We start from the raw sequence: 15275 nt of genomic DNA, 5'->3' as shown, positions 1-15275 counted from the left end.
TTCCTCCTAGGTCGGTGAACATGCAGAGGCTACATGAAAATGAATCTCATTACTACTTGGTGTTGGGGTGCCGAATTCCAGGGAGTGGGCGGCAGGCGTGCTTGCGGACGCACTCACCCCCCGTTGACCGGCTGGCGCTCCCGTGTGGCCAAGTCGGTCCCATAATCTGGCAATGGGTCAGCGTGAGTCCTGCCGGAGGCTCAAAGATCTGGCGAAACACGCAGGTGGTTGAATCATTCAATAATCGGCGGCTGGCCCAGGAGTGCAAACGCCTCTTATGCAAAGTCATTCAGGTTTCCCTGCGTTGCCTGGCCCCTGGCGCGTAGGCCCTACCAGGCCCGTCGCGTCTGCCGTCCGAAGAGGATGCCGCGCGGTTCGGGCGGTGGGGGAGTGCCCGGCTTGAGGGGCCAGGCGAGCAGCATGCCCACGATGAAGCCGACCACGTGGGCCAGGTACGCCACGCTGCCCGACTCGGCGACGGCCTGGCCGGAGGAGTAGAACGCCTGGAGAACGAACCAGGAGCCCAGTACCACCCAGGCCGGCAGCCGCAACGGCAGGAAGAGGAGGAAGGGGACGAGGATCCAGACGCGGGCCCTCGGGTAGAGCACCAGGTAGGCGCCGAGGACGCCGGCGATGGCTCCCGAAGCGCCGATCAGGGGAGTGGCGGAGTAGGAGTTCATGAGAGCAAACCCGTACCCGGCTGCATATCCGCAGACCAGGTAGAACAGCAGGTACCGCACATGGCCCATGCGGTCCTCGATGTTGTTGCCGAAGATGAGCAGGAACAGCATGTTGCCCAGCAGGTGCAGCCAGCTGCCGTGCAGGAACATCGCCGTGAGGACCGACAGTACGGGCGACTTGTCGTAGGTGGGCGACCCCAGCACGCAGCCCGGGCCGTGCACGCCCACCCCGACGGCGCCGGTCGGGACCAGCGACGGCAACTGATCGTGGATCAGCTCCCTCGGCACCAGCGCCCACTGCTGCGTGAAGGCCTGCAGATGGCACAGCTGCGCCAGCGAGCTGCTGCCCGTGAACGATCCGGCGATGCCTGGCGTGAGCAGGAACACGACGAAGTTCGCGGCGATCAGGGCGTACGTCACCCACGGGGTGTGCCGCGTCGGGTTCAGATCATGGACGGGAATGACCACAGAAAAGTACTGCCCTCGATGCGCTCGCCGAATCGGTGAACGCCGCCGTCCGCGTGTACGTACCTCTCCTCAACCGCCCGCGGCCCGGGGAAGGCGGGCCGCGGCCGGCCGGAATGGCGCAGGGCTCACGGCGTGCTGTCGCGGACCTTCGCCGCGGCCTTGCGGGCCGCCACGAGCACCGGATCCCACACCGGGGAGAACGGCGGTGCGTAACCGAGGTCCAGGGCCGTCATCTGTTCCACCGTCAGACCGGCGGTGAGGGCGACCGCGGCGATGTCCACCCGCTTCCCCGCGCCCTCACGGCCGACGATCTGCACGCCCAGGAGGCGGCCGGTACGGCGTTCGGCGATCATCTTGACGGTCATCGGGGAGGCGCCGGGGTAGTAGCCCGCGCGGCTGGTCGACTCGACGGTGACCGTCTCGAACCGCAGGCCCACCCGGCGGGCGTCCTTCTCACGCAGCCCGGTGCGCGCGATCTCCAGGTCGCACACCTTGCTCACCGCGGTGCCGACGACGCCCGGGAAGGTGGCGTAGCCGCCGCCGACGTTGGTGCCGATGACCTGGCCGTGCTTGTTGGCGTGGGTGCCCAGCGGGATGTGGCGCAACTGCCCGGAGACCAGGTCCAGGACCTCCACGCAGTCGCCGCCGGCCCAGATGTTCTCGTGGCCGCGCACCCGCATCGCCCGGTCGGTGAGCAGGCCGCCGTGCGCGCCGAGCGGGAGCCCGGCCGCCCGTGCGAGCGCGGTCTCCGGGCGCACCCCGATGCCCAGTACGACCACGTCCGCCGGGTACTCGGCGTGCGCGGTCGCCACCGCCCGGACCTCGCCGTCGTCGCCGGTGAGCACCTTGGTCACCTCGGCGTCGTCGACCATGGTGATACCGAGGCCCGACATGGCCCGGTGCACCAGGCGGCCCATGTCGGGGTCGAGCGTCGACATCGGTTCGCGGCCGCGGTTGACGACCGTCACCTCGTAGCCGCGCTTGATGAGCGACTCGGCCATCTCGACTCCGATGTACCCCGCCCCGATCACCACCGCCCGTCGGCCACGCGCGCGTGCGAGGGTGCCCAGCAGGGCCTGGCCGTCGTCGAGGGTCTGCACCCCGTGCACGCCGGGCGCGTCGGCGCCGGGCATGTCGGGCCGGACGGGGCGGGCCCCGGTCGCGATCACGAGCTTGTCGTACGGCGTCCAGGACTCCGCGCCGGAATCGACGTCCCGCGCGCACGCGTCCGGCGGCCACGTCGATCTCCGTCACCTCGGTGCGCATGCGCAGGTCGATGCCCCGCGCGCGGTGCTCCTCGGGCGTGCGGGCGATCAGCCGGTCCCGTTCGTCGACGTCGCCGCCCACCCAGTACGGGATGCCGCACGCCGAGAACGAGGCGAAGTGGCCGCGTTCGAACGCCACGATCTCCAGCTCGTCCGGCCCGCGCAGCCGGCGTGCCTGCGACGCCGCGGACATCCCCGCGGCGTCGCCGCCGATCACGACAAGGCGTTCCTTCGTACCCCGGGCATCCCGCGCGGCCTTCATCTCCATGCGCCCACGCTACGGGGACCAGGCCGCCCTGGTCGTGCGACCGCAGCACTTGAGGCTGCCCCGGTCCTGAGCCTGCCCCGGTGCCGAGTGTCCCCGGTCCCGAGGCTGCCGCAGCCCTGATCCCGCCCCCGGTCCCGAGTGCGACCCCGTTCCCGAGGCCGCCCCCGGTCCCGGGGTCGCCGCCATCCCGAGGCCGCCCCCGGTCCTGAGTGGGCGTCCCGGCCCTTGAGGCAGCCTCAGCCCCGATGCCGCCTCAGTCCTCAGTGCCCGGTTCGCCGCCCGGCTCCCCGGCCGGGGGCGCGGGCTCCCGCCGGGAGTCCGGCGCGGTCATGACGGGGGCGTCGGCGGCGGGGCGGCGCGGGAGCCGGGGGCGTACCACCCGCAGCCACAGCGCCGCGACGACGGCCGCCGCCGCGGCGAACGGGAGCAGCGCCCCGACGGCCAGGGCGATCCAGCGGAGCACGGTGACGAACACGTGCCAGCCGCCCGCCAGCGCGTCCACGAACCCGGGCTCGTCCTCGGCGGCCACCGGCTCGGGCGCCGGGTTCCGGGACAGCGACAGGGTGATGGTGGCCAGACTCGTACGGTCCTTCAGCGACGCCTGCTGGGCCAGCAGCGCCTCCAGGTCGGACTCGCGGCGGCTCAACTCGCCCTCCAGGCTGACCACGTCACTGAGCCGGGTGGCCTGGTCCATCAGCTCCCGCACCCGCGCCACGCTCGCGCGCTGCGACTTGACGCGGCTGTCCACGTCGACGACCTGGGCGGTGACGTCCTGCGCCTTCGCCGTGCGCTCGATCAGCTTGCCGGTGCCCTCCAGACCGCCGAGCACCTCGTCGTACCGGTCGACCGGCACGCGCAGCACCACGCGCGTGCGTTCGTGCCCGTCCTCGTCGCGGCTGGTGCTCTCGTCGCCGACGTACCCCCCGGCGTTCTCGGTGGTGGTGCGGGCCGTGTCGAGGGCCTTCGGCACGTCCTTGACCTGCACGGTGAGCGAGGCGGTGCGGATGATGTTGTTCGCGGTGATCCGGGGCGGCACGGTGGCCCTCGCGCCGGACGCAGGGCCGCCACCGCGACCGCTGCCGTCGCCGGCGCTGTCCGGCGCGCCCCGCTGGTCCGCGGCAGCGGCGGAGTCCGCCGCGGACTTGTCGGAGGAGCTGTCGCTCGCGCCGCACCCGGTGAGCGAAAGGGCGGTGGCGAGCAGGAGCCCGGCCAGAGCGTAAGCGGGCCGGACGGAACGTCGTGTGCGCATGTGGCATACCCCCGAGGGTCGTTGTGACCACTGACGCTTCTTCGACTCCCGGCCCGCGCGAGACGTTGGCCGGGCGTGGGTTCCGATGCGGTCACGTTCGTGACTCGGGCATGACTCGGGCCCGGGCACCGGGGCGCGCAGGCGTGCCGGAGCGGTCTGAGAGAGTGGGCTCATGAGCGCAACGCGTACGGGCACGGACCATGTCGTCGTCATCGGGGCCGGGATCGCGGGGCTGGCCGCCGCGCACCGGCTGTTGCAGCAGGGGGCGCGGGTGACCGTGCTGGAGGCGGCCGAGCGCGTCGGCGGCAAGCTGCTGCCGGGCGAGATCGCGGGCGTCCGCGTCGACCTGGGCGCCGAGTCGATGCTCGCCCGCCGGCCCGAGGCCGTGACCCTGGCGCGTGAGACGGGACTGGCGGACCACCTCCAGCCGCCCGCCACGGCGAGCGCCTCCATCTGGACCCGCGGCGCCCTGCGCCCCATGCCGAAGGGGCACGTCATGGGCGTCCCCGGCACCGCATCCGCGCTGTCCGGCGTGCTGTCCGAGGAGGGCCTGGCCCGTATCGAGCGTGACGCCGGGCTGCCCCGCACGGAGGTCGGCGACGACGTGGCCGTCGGCGAGTACGTGGCGGCCCGTCTGGGCCGCGAGGTCGTCGACCGCCTGGTGGAGCCCCTGCTCGGCGGGGTCTACGCCGGTGACGCCTACCGCATCTCGATGCGCTCGGCCGTCCCCCAGCTCTTCCGGGCCGCGCAGACCCACGACTCGCTGCTGGAAGGGGTCCGCGAGATCCAGGCAGCCGCGTCCGCCGCACAGCAGACCGGGCCGGTGTTCATGGGCATCGAGGGCGGCGTGGGCCGGCTGCCGCTCGCGGTCGCCGAGTCGGTGCGGGCCCGTGGCGGCGAGATCCTGACCGGGACCCCGGTGACGGAGCTGCGCAGGCAGGACCGTACGTCCTGGCAGGTGACCGCCGGCGACCGTGTGCTGCACGCCGACGCGGTGATCGTCGCCGTGCCCGCGCCCGTCGCCGCCGGGCTGCTGCGTGCCGAGTCCCCGGAGGCCGCCGCCGAACTTCGGGCCGTCGAGTACGCCTCCATGGCCCTGATCACCCTCGCCTACCGCCGCGCCGAGGCCGCCCTGCCCGAGGGCAGCGGCTTCCTGGTGCCCCCCGTCGACGGCCGCACCATCAAGGCGTCCACCTTCGCCTCCCGGAAGTGGGGCTGGATCGCCGAGGAGGACCCGGAGGTGGTCGTGCTGCGCACCTCGGTGGGGCGGTACGGCGAGACGGAGATCCTCCAGCGCGAGGACGCCGATCTCGTCGACGTCTCCCGGCACGACCTGCGCGAGGCGACCGGCCTGGACGCCGCGCCCCTGGAGACCCGCGTCACCCGGTGGACCGACGGACTGCCCCAGTACCCGGTCGGCCACCACGCGCGCGTGGCCCGCATCCGCGAGCACGTCGGCAAGCTGCCGGGTCTGGCGGTGTGCGGCGCGGTGTACGACGGAGTGGGCATCCCGGCGTGCGTCGCGAGCGCGTACGCGGCCGTTGACCAGCTGCGGGGTGACCCGCGGGGTGTGCAGGAGTTCACCGCGGCCCCGGTGCGGAGTCCGCACGGCGGAGCGGGAGAATAGCCTCATGAGTGACGACGCCCCCACCACCGAGTCCGGCAGGGTCCCGAACAAGGGCAAGCTGGCCAAGGACCTCAACGAGGTCATCCGCTACACGCTGTGGTCCGTCTTCAAGCTGAAGGACCTGCTCCCCGAGGACCGCGCGGGCTACGCGGACGAGGTCCAGGAGCTGTTCGGCCAGCTCGCCGCCAAGGGCGTGACCATCCGCGGCACGTACGACCTCTCGGGCCTGCGCGCCGACGCCGACCTCATGATCTGGTGGCACGCCGAGACCAGCGACCAGCTCCAGGAGGCGTACAACCTCTTCCGCCGTACGCGGCTCGGCCGCGCCATGGAGCCGGTGTGGTCGAACATGGCGCTGCACCGCCCCGCCGAGTTCAACCGCTCGCACATCCCGGCGTTCCTCGCCGACGAGACGCCGCGCGACTACGTCAGCGTGTACCCGTTCGTGCGCTCCTACGACTGGTACCTGCTGCCCGACGAGGACCGCCGCCGCATGCTCGCCGACCACGGCAAGATGGCCCGGGGCTACCCGGACGTGCGCGCCAACACGGTCGCGTCCTTCTCCCTCGGCGACTACGAGTGGGTCCTCGCCTTCGAGGCCGACGAGCTGCACCGCATCGTGGACCTCATGCGCCACCTGCGCGCCTCCGAGGCCCGCCGGCACGTGCGCGAGGAGATCCCGTTCTTCACCGGGCGCCGCAAGGACATCGCCGAGCTGGTGGCCGGTCTGGCCTGACGCGTGCCGGGTCCCGGGGCCGACGCGCCCCGGGACACGGCCCCGCCGGTCAGCGGCGGGCGCCGGTCCGGCCGGTCGCCCGCTGCAAGGCCTCACGCAACTGGCGCACGCGGGTCTCCTGGAACGTCGGGCCGTGCGGCCGCGGCTCCACGCGCGGAGCGCACACCGCCTGCCGCCGCGGCAGGCGGCCCTGAAGCAGGTAGGCGTCCAGGTACGCGTTGACGCAGGCGTTCGGCCCGCCCGCGATGCCGTGCGTGCCCGCGCCCCGCTCGGTCACCAGCACCGAACCGGCCAGCCGCCCGCGCAGCTCCAGGGCGCCCGTGTACGGCGCGGCCGCGTCCCGTTCGGCGGCCAGGATCAGCGTCGGTGGCAGCTCGCCAGGGCCGGTCCTCACGTCCAGGGGCCGCTGCCTGGGCGCCGGCCAGTAGGCGCACGGCAGGTTCGCCCACACATTGCTCCAGGTCTCGAACGGCGCCACCCGCGCGAGCCGTGTGTTGTCCCGGTCCCAGACCGCGAAGTCCGTCGGCCAGGAAGCGTCGTTGCACTCCACGGCCGTGTAGACCGCGCTGCCGTTCTCCGCGGCGGCGGCCCCCTCCCGGCGCGGGGCCGCGAGCGCGACCAGCGGCTTCGGGTCGCCCATCAGATACGCCGAAAGGGCCTTGGCGCTGCCCGGCCAGTGGTCGTCGTAGTATCCGGCCGTCAGGAGCAGGCCCTGCAACTGGCCCGGTCCCACCGAGCCGCCCGCCGGTTCGGCGGCGAGCCGCTTGCGCGCCCTGTCGTAGCTCCTCTGCACCTGCCCGGCCGTACCGCCCAGCGCGTACACGTCGTCGTGCCGCGCCGTCCACTCGCGGAAGTCCGCCCAGCGGGCCTCGAAGGCGGCCGACTGGTCCAGGTTGGCGCGGTACCAGATCCGGTCGGGCGCCGGGTTCACCGCGGCGTCGAAGACCATCCGGCGGACGTGCGTGGGGAACAGCGCGGCGTACAGTGCACCGAGGTAGGTGCCGTACGAGGCGCCCACGAACGTCAGCCGGTCCTCGCCCAGCGCCGCACGCAGCACGTCCAGGTCGCGGGCGTTGTTGAGGGAGTTGAAGTGGCGCAGGGACTCGCCCGTGCGCCGGGCACAGCCGCCCGCGTACGCCTTGGCCTCGGCGACGCGCTGCTCCTTGTACGCCCGTGAGGGGTGCGTCGGCGCTGCTCTGGGCGCCCTGAGCCGGAAGAAGTCCTTCGGGTCCTGGCAGGACAGCGGGGCCGACCGGCCCACCCCGCGCGGGGCGTAGCCGACGAGGTCGTACGCGGAGGCGACGCGCTTCCACTCCGGCAGCAGGCCCATCAGCGGGAAGGAGGTGCCGTCGGCGCCCGGACCGCCCGGGTTGAACACGAGGGCGCCCTGGCGGGTCACTCTGCGCTTGCTGTTGCGCGGGTCCTTGCGGGTGGCCCTCACCCGGCTGACAACGAGCCGGATCCGCTTGCCGTCGGGGTGCGCGTAGTCGAGGGGCACCTGGACCGTGCCGCACTCCATGCTCCGGGGCAGCTCCCGCGCCCTTGGACACGCGCCGAAGTCGATCCCGGCCGCCCGCGCCCGGGCCGCGGCGACGACGGCGCCACGCAGTTCCGCCGCGGCGCCGGGGAGGCGCGCGGTGGAGGAGGCCGTGGCGCCGGCGAGGGCGGTGAGGACCAGGGACCCGGCGGCCGTCCAGACGGCGGCAGCGGTCATCGCGTATCCCTTCGGTGCACGGCAGCGACAGAAGGGATGTTTCGTTCACTCGGCGGCAAGGGCAAGCACCGCCCGCCGGTGTCGCCACCGATGCCCCCGGCGCGCCCCGGGCGGACTCCGGCGCCGGGCGCACACTCCGGCACGCACGCACGCACGCACGCACGCCCGCACGCCCGACCGGGCGGGCGTCAGTCGGTGACGAGGTCCTCCGGCGCGGACCGGGCGAGTTCGGCGAGCGTGCCGAGCGCCTGGGAGAGGACGTCCGCCCGCGGTGTGGCGAGCCCCAGGCGGATTGCGTTGGGGGCGTGGCTGCCGCCGATGGTGAACGCGGCGGCCGGCACCACCCCGATGCCATGCCGCGCGGCGGCGGCGACGAACGTGTCCGCTCGCCACGGACGGGGCAGCTGCCACCAGCAGTGGTAGGAACGCGGCTCACTCCGCACCGCGAAACCGGCGAGGTGCCGGGCGGCGATCCCCTGCCGTACCGTCGCCTCCCGCTGCTTGGCGGCCACCAGTTTCTTCACGGTGCCCTCCTGCTGCCAGCGGTGGGCGGCCTCCAGAGCGAAGCGCATGGGGGCCCAGCCCCCGGACCGCAGGGAGGCGGCGATCTCACTCGTCAGGGTGGCGGGCGCCACCGCGAAACCGAGAGTCAAGCCGGGAGCGACACGCTTGGACAGGCTGTCGACGAGGACGGTCCGCTCGGGGGCGTAGGCGGCGAGCGGCGGCAACTCGTCGCGCAGGAACGCCCATACAGCGTCCTCGACCGCGGGGAGCCCAAGCCTCAGCAGTGTCTCGGCCAGCTGCTCGACGCGCTGCTCGGGCATCGTGAGCGAGAGCGGGTTGTGCAGCCTCGGCTGCACGTAAACGGCGTGCAGCGGGGCCGCGGCGTGGGCTTCCGCCACGGCCTGCGGGATCAGTCCGGAGTCGTCCATGGCCAGCGGGACGAGGGTGATGCCGAGCCTGGCGGCCACGGCCTTGACGACGGGGTACGTCAGCTCCTCGACCCCGAGACGCCCGCCCGGTGGCACCAGGGCGGCGATGACGGCCGAGACGGCCTGCCGTCCGTTGCCCGCGAACAGGATCCGCGCGGGGTCGGGGCGCCAGCCACCGCGGGCGAGGATGCCGGCGGCGGACTCCTGGACGGCCGGAAGCCCGGACGCGCCGACCGGGCGCAGGGCGTACCCGAGGGTGTCGGGGTGCATCAGCCCGCCGAGCCCCTCGGCGAGGAGCGCGCTCTGTCCGGGCACGGCCGGGTAGTTGAGCTCCAGGTCGATCCGGCCGAGCGCCGGTTCCGTGAGCGCGGGGGCGGAGGCACCGGACCTCGCGGGCGACGCACGCACGAACGTGCCGCGCCCCACCTCACCCACCGTCAGGCCGCGACGGGCCAGCTCCCGGTACACGCGCGTGGCCGTGGAGTTGGCGATGCCGTGCTGCCGCGCGAAATCGCGCTGCGGGGGAAGGCGGTCGCCAGGCCGGAGGGAACCGGACCTGATCTCCTCGGCCACCGCGTCCGCAACGCTCTGATAGTCCGACACGCGCTCTCCTCGTCCGTCGGGGCGCCTCCACCCAACCACAGGATTGCACTCAGTGCAATGAGGTGGTTGCATCGAGTTATTGCCCTGCCCTACGCTCTCAGGTGTTCGAGGCGTGGGCTTGCGGTTCACCTTCAGCCCGGTGCGGCAATCCTGATGTGGAGATCACCGATTGCACCGAGGGGGAGGCCGTTGTCGAGGTCGGGACATCAGCAGGTGCTGGAGAGGCTTTCATGGTTGAACTGAGCGGGATCCTCGGCGTGACGGTGGTGGCGCTCGGCATGGTGCTCACTCCCGGGCCGAACATGATCTACCTCGTCTCGCGCAGCATCACCCAGGGCAGACGCGCCGGGATGATCTCCCTCGGCGGCGTGGCGCTGGGCTTCATGGTGTACCTGGTCGCCACGAACGTGGGTCTGTCCGTCGTCTTCGTCGCCGTGCCCGAGTTGTACGTCGCGGTGAAACTCGCCGGCGCCGCCTACCTCGCCTACTTGGCGTGGAACGCCCTGAAGCCAGGCGGAATCTCTGTCTTCGACCCGCAGGACGTGCCGCACGACTCGCCGCGCAGGCTGTTCACCATGGGCCTGATGACGAACCTTCTCAACCCGAAGATCGCCATCATGTACCTCTCCCTCATCCCCCAGTTCATCGACCTGGACAAGGGCCACGTCCTCTTCCAGGGCCTCGTCCTCGGCTCCGCCCAGGTCGTGGTCAGCGTCGCGGTCAATCTGACCATCGTGCTCGCCGCCGGCACGATCGCCGTCTTTCTCTCCCGCCGTCCCTCCTGGCTCAAGGCGCAGCGCTACATGATGGGCACCGTGCTCGGCGCCCTCGCCATCTCCCTGGCCGTCGACACGTCGGGCCCGGCCGGCCCCAGCTGACGGAACGGACCGCGCACAGGCGTCTGATCGAGAAGTCAGTCCGCCTGGACTCGCCTCCTGCGGTGCCGCTTGACGTCACGCACGAGCTGCCAGACGGTGGTGATCTGAAGCAGCACCGCAAAAGAGATGAACCATCCTGAATCGTCTCCGTTCATATATGCCTGCGCGGCACCGGCGACGAGCATGAGGCAGGCCAGAACGCCCGCCGCTGATATGGCCAAGCCGATTCGATCAATCACCAGCGAAGTGTCTTCGATCAATCACCGTCCGCGCCAGCGGTCTTGGGGTGCCCGGCCGTGCGGGGCCGGTCGCGCGCGGCGCGGTCCTGCACGGGCCGGTCGTGGTGGGCGAAGGCCGCGCGCAGGTTCGGTTCGCCGATCGCGTTGACGCCGCGTACGGCAACGGACGCCAGGTACGCGCGCTCGTCGCCGAAGCCGTTCATGTGACGGGCCAGGCCGCCGAGCAGGCGCTGGCCGGCCGGAGACGCCCAGCGCGAGTACGGGTGGACCTCGAAGCGGGCGATGACCAGGCAGCTCAGGGTCAACGCGAGCGGCAGCGCGAACCAGAGGGCGATCAGCTCCCGGGGCATCCCGGTCGGGCCGGGCAGCAGCAGCGCGGTCAGGCTCAGGGCGAGGACGGCCAGCGCGGCGATCCGCACCCGGCGGACCCCGGCCGCGATCGTGGACCCGTCCCCGTCCGGCACGGCGAGACCTGCGCTGACGAGCCGGTCGGCGAGGCCGCGCACCGCCTCGGCGGTGGCCGCCGCCGCGCGCACCGGCGCGATCCGGGACTGTCCCTCGGGGCCGATCGCCCCTATGACGGAACGCTCCATCTCGTCCCGCCCGCGCGGATCGACGACCGTCGCCCAGCCGGTGTGCGCGAGCAGCAGCCGACGCTGGCGCGCCATGGATACCAGGGTCAGCTCGGCGACCCGCGCCGGTCCGCCCGAGAGGAACGCCGCCTCGTAGAGCGTCAGATCGCGGCCGCGGCCCGCGTCCACGTCGACGGCCGCAGCGCGCACCGCGGCCAGGCACAGCCGCAGGCACGCCGTGCCCGCGAAGGCCCAGGCCAGAAGCAGGAGAAGGACCCAGAACATGACGCGTTTCTATGCCAGAGGCCTGGGAAACGCCATACCTTGTTCGCCATCCGGACAGAGTTTCTCCGGTATGTGACGTTCCGTTTGTTTGCCGAGGTCAGGGCGTCGGGGTGGCGGGGACGGGCTCAGCCGCCCAGCAGCACCCGCTGGGCCGCGCGGGCCACCCGTGCCGCCGGGCGGCGCGACCGGGGCGCCGGACCCGAGCGGTCCAGCCACCACTCCCGCAACTCCCGCCGGACGCCCGCGTCGTGAGGCCGGCCGGCGAGCAGCAGGGACTCCGTGAACTCCAGGGCGTCCTGCCGGTAGCCCCCGGTCATCGGGTGCGTCTGCGCATAGGAGAGGAACGCGGTCCGGTAGCCCTCGCCGAGCAGCACCGGCAGTTCGGGCGCCACCTTGGCCACGACGTCCGCCCGCTTCGCGGCCAGCGAGCGCGCCTGCACGCCGATACGCACCCGGTCGAACCCCTCCGGCGCGGGCGTCCCGGCGACGAGCGCCGAGAGCAACGAGGTCTGCGCGAGCGCGAGCCGCTGCCGCGCGGCCTCGACGCCGGCCGCCCGCCGCTCCGGTCCGCGCGCATCGCGGCCGTCGTCGGGTGCGGGCGCGGCGTCGGAGACGGGTGCCGGGCCGGAGTCGGGCGCGGGGCGCACGGGCGCCGTGCGTCCCGACTCCACGGCCGTTGCGATGGCCGCCAACTCCCGCTCCAGCTCGCTCGGTTCGGGGAAGTTCTCGTCGCGTTCCAGCAGGACCCCCGGTGGGGCGACGCGCGAGGCGAGGTCGGTCAGGATGTCGAGGACCGGGCGCGGCACCGGGTGGGCGTGGCTGTCGTGCCAGACGCCGTCCCGTTCGAAGCCGCCCGCCACATGGACGTACGCGATGGCTTCGAGGGGGAGTTCGGCCAGCGCCCGGGCCGGGTCCTCGCCCCGGTTGACGTGGTTGGTGTGCAGATTGGCCACGTCGATCAGCAGCCTCACCCCCGTGCGGTCGGCCAGTTCGTACAGGAACTGCCCCTCCGTCAGCTCCTCGTCCGGCCAGGCCAGCAGCGCGGCGATGTTCTCCACGGCGAGCGGCACGGGCAGTGCCTCCTGCGCGATACGGACGTTCTCGCACAGCACGTCGAGAGCGTCGCGGGTGCGCGGCACGGGCAGCAGATGCCCGGCCTCCAGCCGCGGCGAGGCGGTCAGCGCGCCGCCCGCGCGGACGAACGCGATGTGCTCGGTGACCAGTGGCGAGCCGAGCGCCCGCGCCCGCTCGGCGAGGGCGGTCAGCCTGCCCTCGTCCGGCCGGTCGGCCCCGCCGAGGCCGAGCGAGACCCCGTGCGGGACCACGGTCACCCCGCGGCCGCGCAGGCGCAGCAGCGACTCTGGCAGATGTGCGGGGCACACGTTCTCGGAGACGACCTCGACCCAGTCGATGCCCGGCATCTCCTCCACCGCGTCCGCGATCTCCGGCCGCCACCCGATTCCCGTCCCGAGCCACTCCATCCTGCCCTCGCCCCCCTCTTGCCCCCGCACCGGTCGGTGCACGTGACGGGGGTATGGCCCGGACGCCGCGCCCCGAACCCCGCGACCCGCACCTTCAGAGCAACATTTGAGCTAGGGTCTTTCGTTTGGATCAGGCCGGATCAGGGAGCGGGGTCTGGTGCTGGGGGCACCTCCCACGCCGTTCAGGCAGTGGGGGAGCATCGCAAGGCGGAGGAGGGCGGCAGGGCGGAGCCCTGCCAACCGACGACAACGCCGCTGGGGGTGCCCCCTGCTCGAAGAGCTTGGGGGAGCGGTGCCAGGGCCCGCGAGCCCGGCATGATCCAAACGAGAGGCCCTAAGCGCCGCCGTGGGCCCGGAGCCGGTCCGGGCGCAGCGCCGGGTGGTCGGCGACGACCGTGCAGGAGCCGGGGGCGATCTCCGTGAAGCCCGCGTCGCGCACCACCGGCAGTCCGCCGGAGGTGAGTTCCGCCCAGTGGGCGGGGTCGGCGGTGCGGACGGTGAGCGGGAAGCCCGCGTCCCGCCAGGCCGCGCGCCGCTCGTCGGACAGTTCCCACCAGGCGAGCTGGGCGCCGTGACCGGCCTGGGCCATCGCCTTGCCCGCGGACATGTCCAGCCGGGGGCTCATCCACAGCACCGGGACGTCCGGGTCCGGCGCGGCGGGCGGCTCCGGGTCGTCGAGCTCGGTGCCGGAGACCTGGAGCTTTGCCAGGTCCTTCGGCCAGCCGTCCAGCGGTACGGGCGGGAAGACCCGCACCTGCGCCGCCGTGCCGGTGACGGTGATGCCGGGCAGGGCCTCGGCCCGCCGCCACTCGGCGCCACGCGCCCGCCGCACCACCTTGCGGATCCGGGCGTCCTGCCAGTCCCGCACGGCCCGCGCCCACTCCCCGTCACCGGCCGAGCGCTCGTCGGCGAGCAGCACCAGGACCGCTCGGGCCGCGGTCTCCAGGGCGTCCGTACGGGCCGGGGGAGCGGCCCGCTCGATCCGCACCACCAGTGGCAGCACGAACTGCCGCGCCTGGTCGCGTGCGCCGGGCTCGGACCGGAACGGGCTGTCCTGCGGGGTGGTGGCCGTGGTGCTCTCGTCGGTGCTCACGGCGCCCAGTCTGCCAGCCGGCCCCGGCCGCCCCGGCTTCCGGCCGTCCCGTCTCCCGGCCGCCCGAGCTCCCGGTCGGCACCCGTCCCTGGTCGGCACCGGCTCCCGGTCGCCACCGGCTTCCGGTCGCGGCCCCCGGTCGCCTCCGGCTCCCGGTCGCGGCCCCCGGTCGCCTCCGGCCCACGGCTCCCGGTCGCGGCCCTGGCGGCTCCTGGCCGACGTCGGCTCCTGGCAGGCGCCGGCTCCCGGTCGGACCCTCAGGCGCGGTCGGTCGAGGCGGCGATCAGGTCGGAGACCTTCACCAGGCGGTAGCCCCTCTTGCGCAGCTCCGGTACGACGGCGCGCACCACGCGCTCGGTGGTGGGCGCGGCGCTGCGGGTGCAGTGCATGACCACGACCGAGCCCGGCTTGACCCCGGCAAGGACCTGCCGGGCCACGGCGTCCGCGTCCGTCGCGAACGCGTCTCCGCTCACCACGTCCCACTGCACCGCGGTGACGCCGAGACCGCTGAGCGCCCGCAGGGCCTGCTGGTCGTAGCAGCCGCCGGGGAAGCGGAAGTACGGCATCGGGTGCGGCACGCCCGCCTTGCGGAACGCCTCGTACGCGCCCTCCACGTCCGACCGCATCCGGTCGGCGGGCACCCTGGGCAGTCCGTAGCAGTTCGCGGTGAACGCGTAGTGGCTGTAGGAGTGGTTGGCGAGCTCGAACAGGGGGTCGCTGCCGATGGAGCGGGCCTGGTCCGGGTACTGCTCGGCCCAGCGACCGGTCATGAACACCGTGGCCGGCGCCTTCAGGGCGCGCAGGGTGGCGATCAGCTCCGGGTTGTCGAAGTGCTCGCCCGCCGCCGCGCGCGGTCCCTCGTCGGCGGTCATGTCCGCGTCGAAGGTGAGCGCGACCGTCTTCCCCTTGGTGCGGGGGCCGTTGCTGAAGACGGGGGTCAGACCGCCGGGCCCAGGGGTGAGGGCCGGCGGCCGGGAAGGCGAGGGACTGGCCGGCGCGGAGGGTGAGGCCGACGCGGACTGCGAGGGGGCCGTCAGCCCGGCGCGTGGGGCCTCGTTGCCGCCGCAGGCGGTCAGTGCGGCGCCGAGAGCGCAGACAGCGGTGATGCGTCGTACAAGTGTGATCACCCGATCAACATATGACCTTCTTTGATCACGGGAACGCCGGCATGGCCGCGCGGTCACC

12 protein-coding genes and 1 pseudogene are annotated in these 15275 nt (G+C 73.2%); 3 read left to right on the top strand and 10 right to left on the bottom strand.

All coding sequences use genetic code 11. The features are described 5' to 3' along the window. Positions 1-329 precede the first annotated feature (329 nt). From ACIOWN_RS30150 to ACIOWN_RS30140, 3 genes and pseudogenes are all read right to left on the bottom strand, one after another. Positions 330-1148 carry a rhomboid family intramembrane serine protease gene (locus ACIOWN_RS30150; RefSeq protein ID WP_362354722.1) on the bottom strand — a complete coding sequence of 273 codons (819 nt, stop codon included), beginning with the start codon at positions 1146-1148 and terminating at the stop codon, positions 330-332. 125 nt (positions 1149-1273) lie between these two features. Further along, positions 1274-2681 (bottom strand): annotated as a pseudogene (locus tag ACIOWN_RS30145) (FAD-dependent oxidoreductase). Between the two features lie 253 nt (positions 2682-2934). Beyond that, a complete protein-coding gene (locus ACIOWN_RS30140) occupies positions 2935-3930 on the bottom strand; it encodes a DUF4349 domain-containing protein (RefSeq protein ID WP_362354726.1) in 996 nt (331 codons plus the stop codon). A 172-nt stretch (positions 3931-4102) separates the two neighbouring features. Between ACIOWN_RS30140 and hemG the strand changes: the two genes are divergently transcribed. Then, the gene (gene hemG / locus ACIOWN_RS30135; protein WP_401983888.1) at positions 4103-5557 is read left to right on the top strand and encodes a protoporphyrinogen oxidase; all 1455 of its coding nucleotides are present in this window, start codon (positions 4103-4105) and stop codon (positions 5555-5557) included. A gap of 4 nt (positions 5558-5561) precedes the next feature. Continuing rightward, on the top strand, positions 5562-6293 hold the full coding sequence (gene hemQ / locus ACIOWN_RS30130) for a hydrogen peroxide-dependent heme synthase (RefSeq protein ID WP_362354730.1): 732 nt from the start codon (positions 5562-5564) through the stop codon (positions 6291-6293). Positions 6294-6342: 49 nt separating this feature from the next. On the opposite strand, the gene ACIOWN_RS30125 is transcribed toward hemQ, so the two are convergent. Then, positions 6343-8007 carry an alpha/beta fold hydrolase gene (locus ACIOWN_RS30125; RefSeq protein WP_401983886.1) on the bottom strand — a complete coding sequence of 555 codons (1665 nt, stop codon included), beginning with the start codon at positions 8005-8007 and terminating at the stop codon, positions 6343-6345. 188 nt (positions 8008-8195) lie between these two features. Beyond that, positions 8196-9542, bottom strand: a complete 1347-nt coding sequence (locus ACIOWN_RS30120) for a PLP-dependent aminotransferase family protein (RefSeq protein WP_362354734.1) — start codon at positions 9540-9542, stop codon at positions 8196-8198. Positions 9543-9772: 230 nt separating this feature from the next. Here ACIOWN_RS30120 and ACIOWN_RS30115 point away from each other — a divergent pair, with 230 nt between their 5' ends. Further along, entirely contained in the window at positions 9773-10420 is a 648-nt protein-coding gene (locus ACIOWN_RS30115) for a LysE family translocator (protein WP_401983883.1), read from the top strand. Positions 10421-10455: 35 nt separating this feature from the next. Here ACIOWN_RS30115 and ACIOWN_RS30110 read toward each other — a convergent pair whose 3' ends face one another. The 5 genes from ACIOWN_RS30110 to ACIOWN_RS30090 form a co-directional block, all read right to left on the bottom strand. After that, the gene (locus ACIOWN_RS30110; RefSeq protein ID WP_362354738.1) at positions 10456-10659 is read right to left on the bottom strand and encodes a hypothetical protein; all 204 of its coding nucleotides are present in this window, start codon (positions 10657-10659) and stop codon (positions 10456-10458) included. A gap of 17 nt (positions 10660-10676) precedes the next feature. Next, positions 10677-11516, bottom strand: coding sequence for a TIGR04222 domain-containing membrane protein (locus tag ACIOWN_RS30105; protein WP_401983881.1), 840 nt, complete (start codon positions 11514-11516; stop codon positions 10677-10679). A 125-nt stretch (positions 11517-11641) separates the two neighbouring features. Then, entirely contained in the window at positions 11642-12997 is a 1356-nt protein-coding gene (locus ACIOWN_RS30100) for a DUF692 family multinuclear iron-containing protein (RefSeq protein WP_362354741.1), read from the bottom strand. A 334-nt stretch (positions 12998-13331) separates the two neighbouring features. After that, positions 13332-14099 carry an aminoacyl-tRNA hydrolase gene (locus ACIOWN_RS30095; protein WP_401983909.1) on the bottom strand — a complete coding sequence of 256 codons (768 nt, stop codon included), beginning with the start codon at positions 14097-14099 and terminating at the stop codon, positions 13332-13334. A 248-nt stretch (positions 14100-14347) separates the two neighbouring features. Then, a complete protein-coding gene (locus ACIOWN_RS30090; protein WP_362354743.1) occupies positions 14348-15217 on the bottom strand; it encodes a polysaccharide deacetylase family protein in 870 nt (289 codons plus the stop codon). Positions 15218-15275: the final 58 nt, after the last annotated feature.

The organism is Streptomyces sp. NPDC087787 (genome assembly GCF_044743035.1).
In the GTDB taxonomy this organism is placed as follows: domain Bacteria; phylum Actinomycetota; class Actinomycetes; order Streptomycetales; family Streptomycetaceae; genus Streptomyces.
Note: the sequence above shows the minus strand (reverse complement) of the source record. Positions and strands in the feature narration are given on the sequence as shown.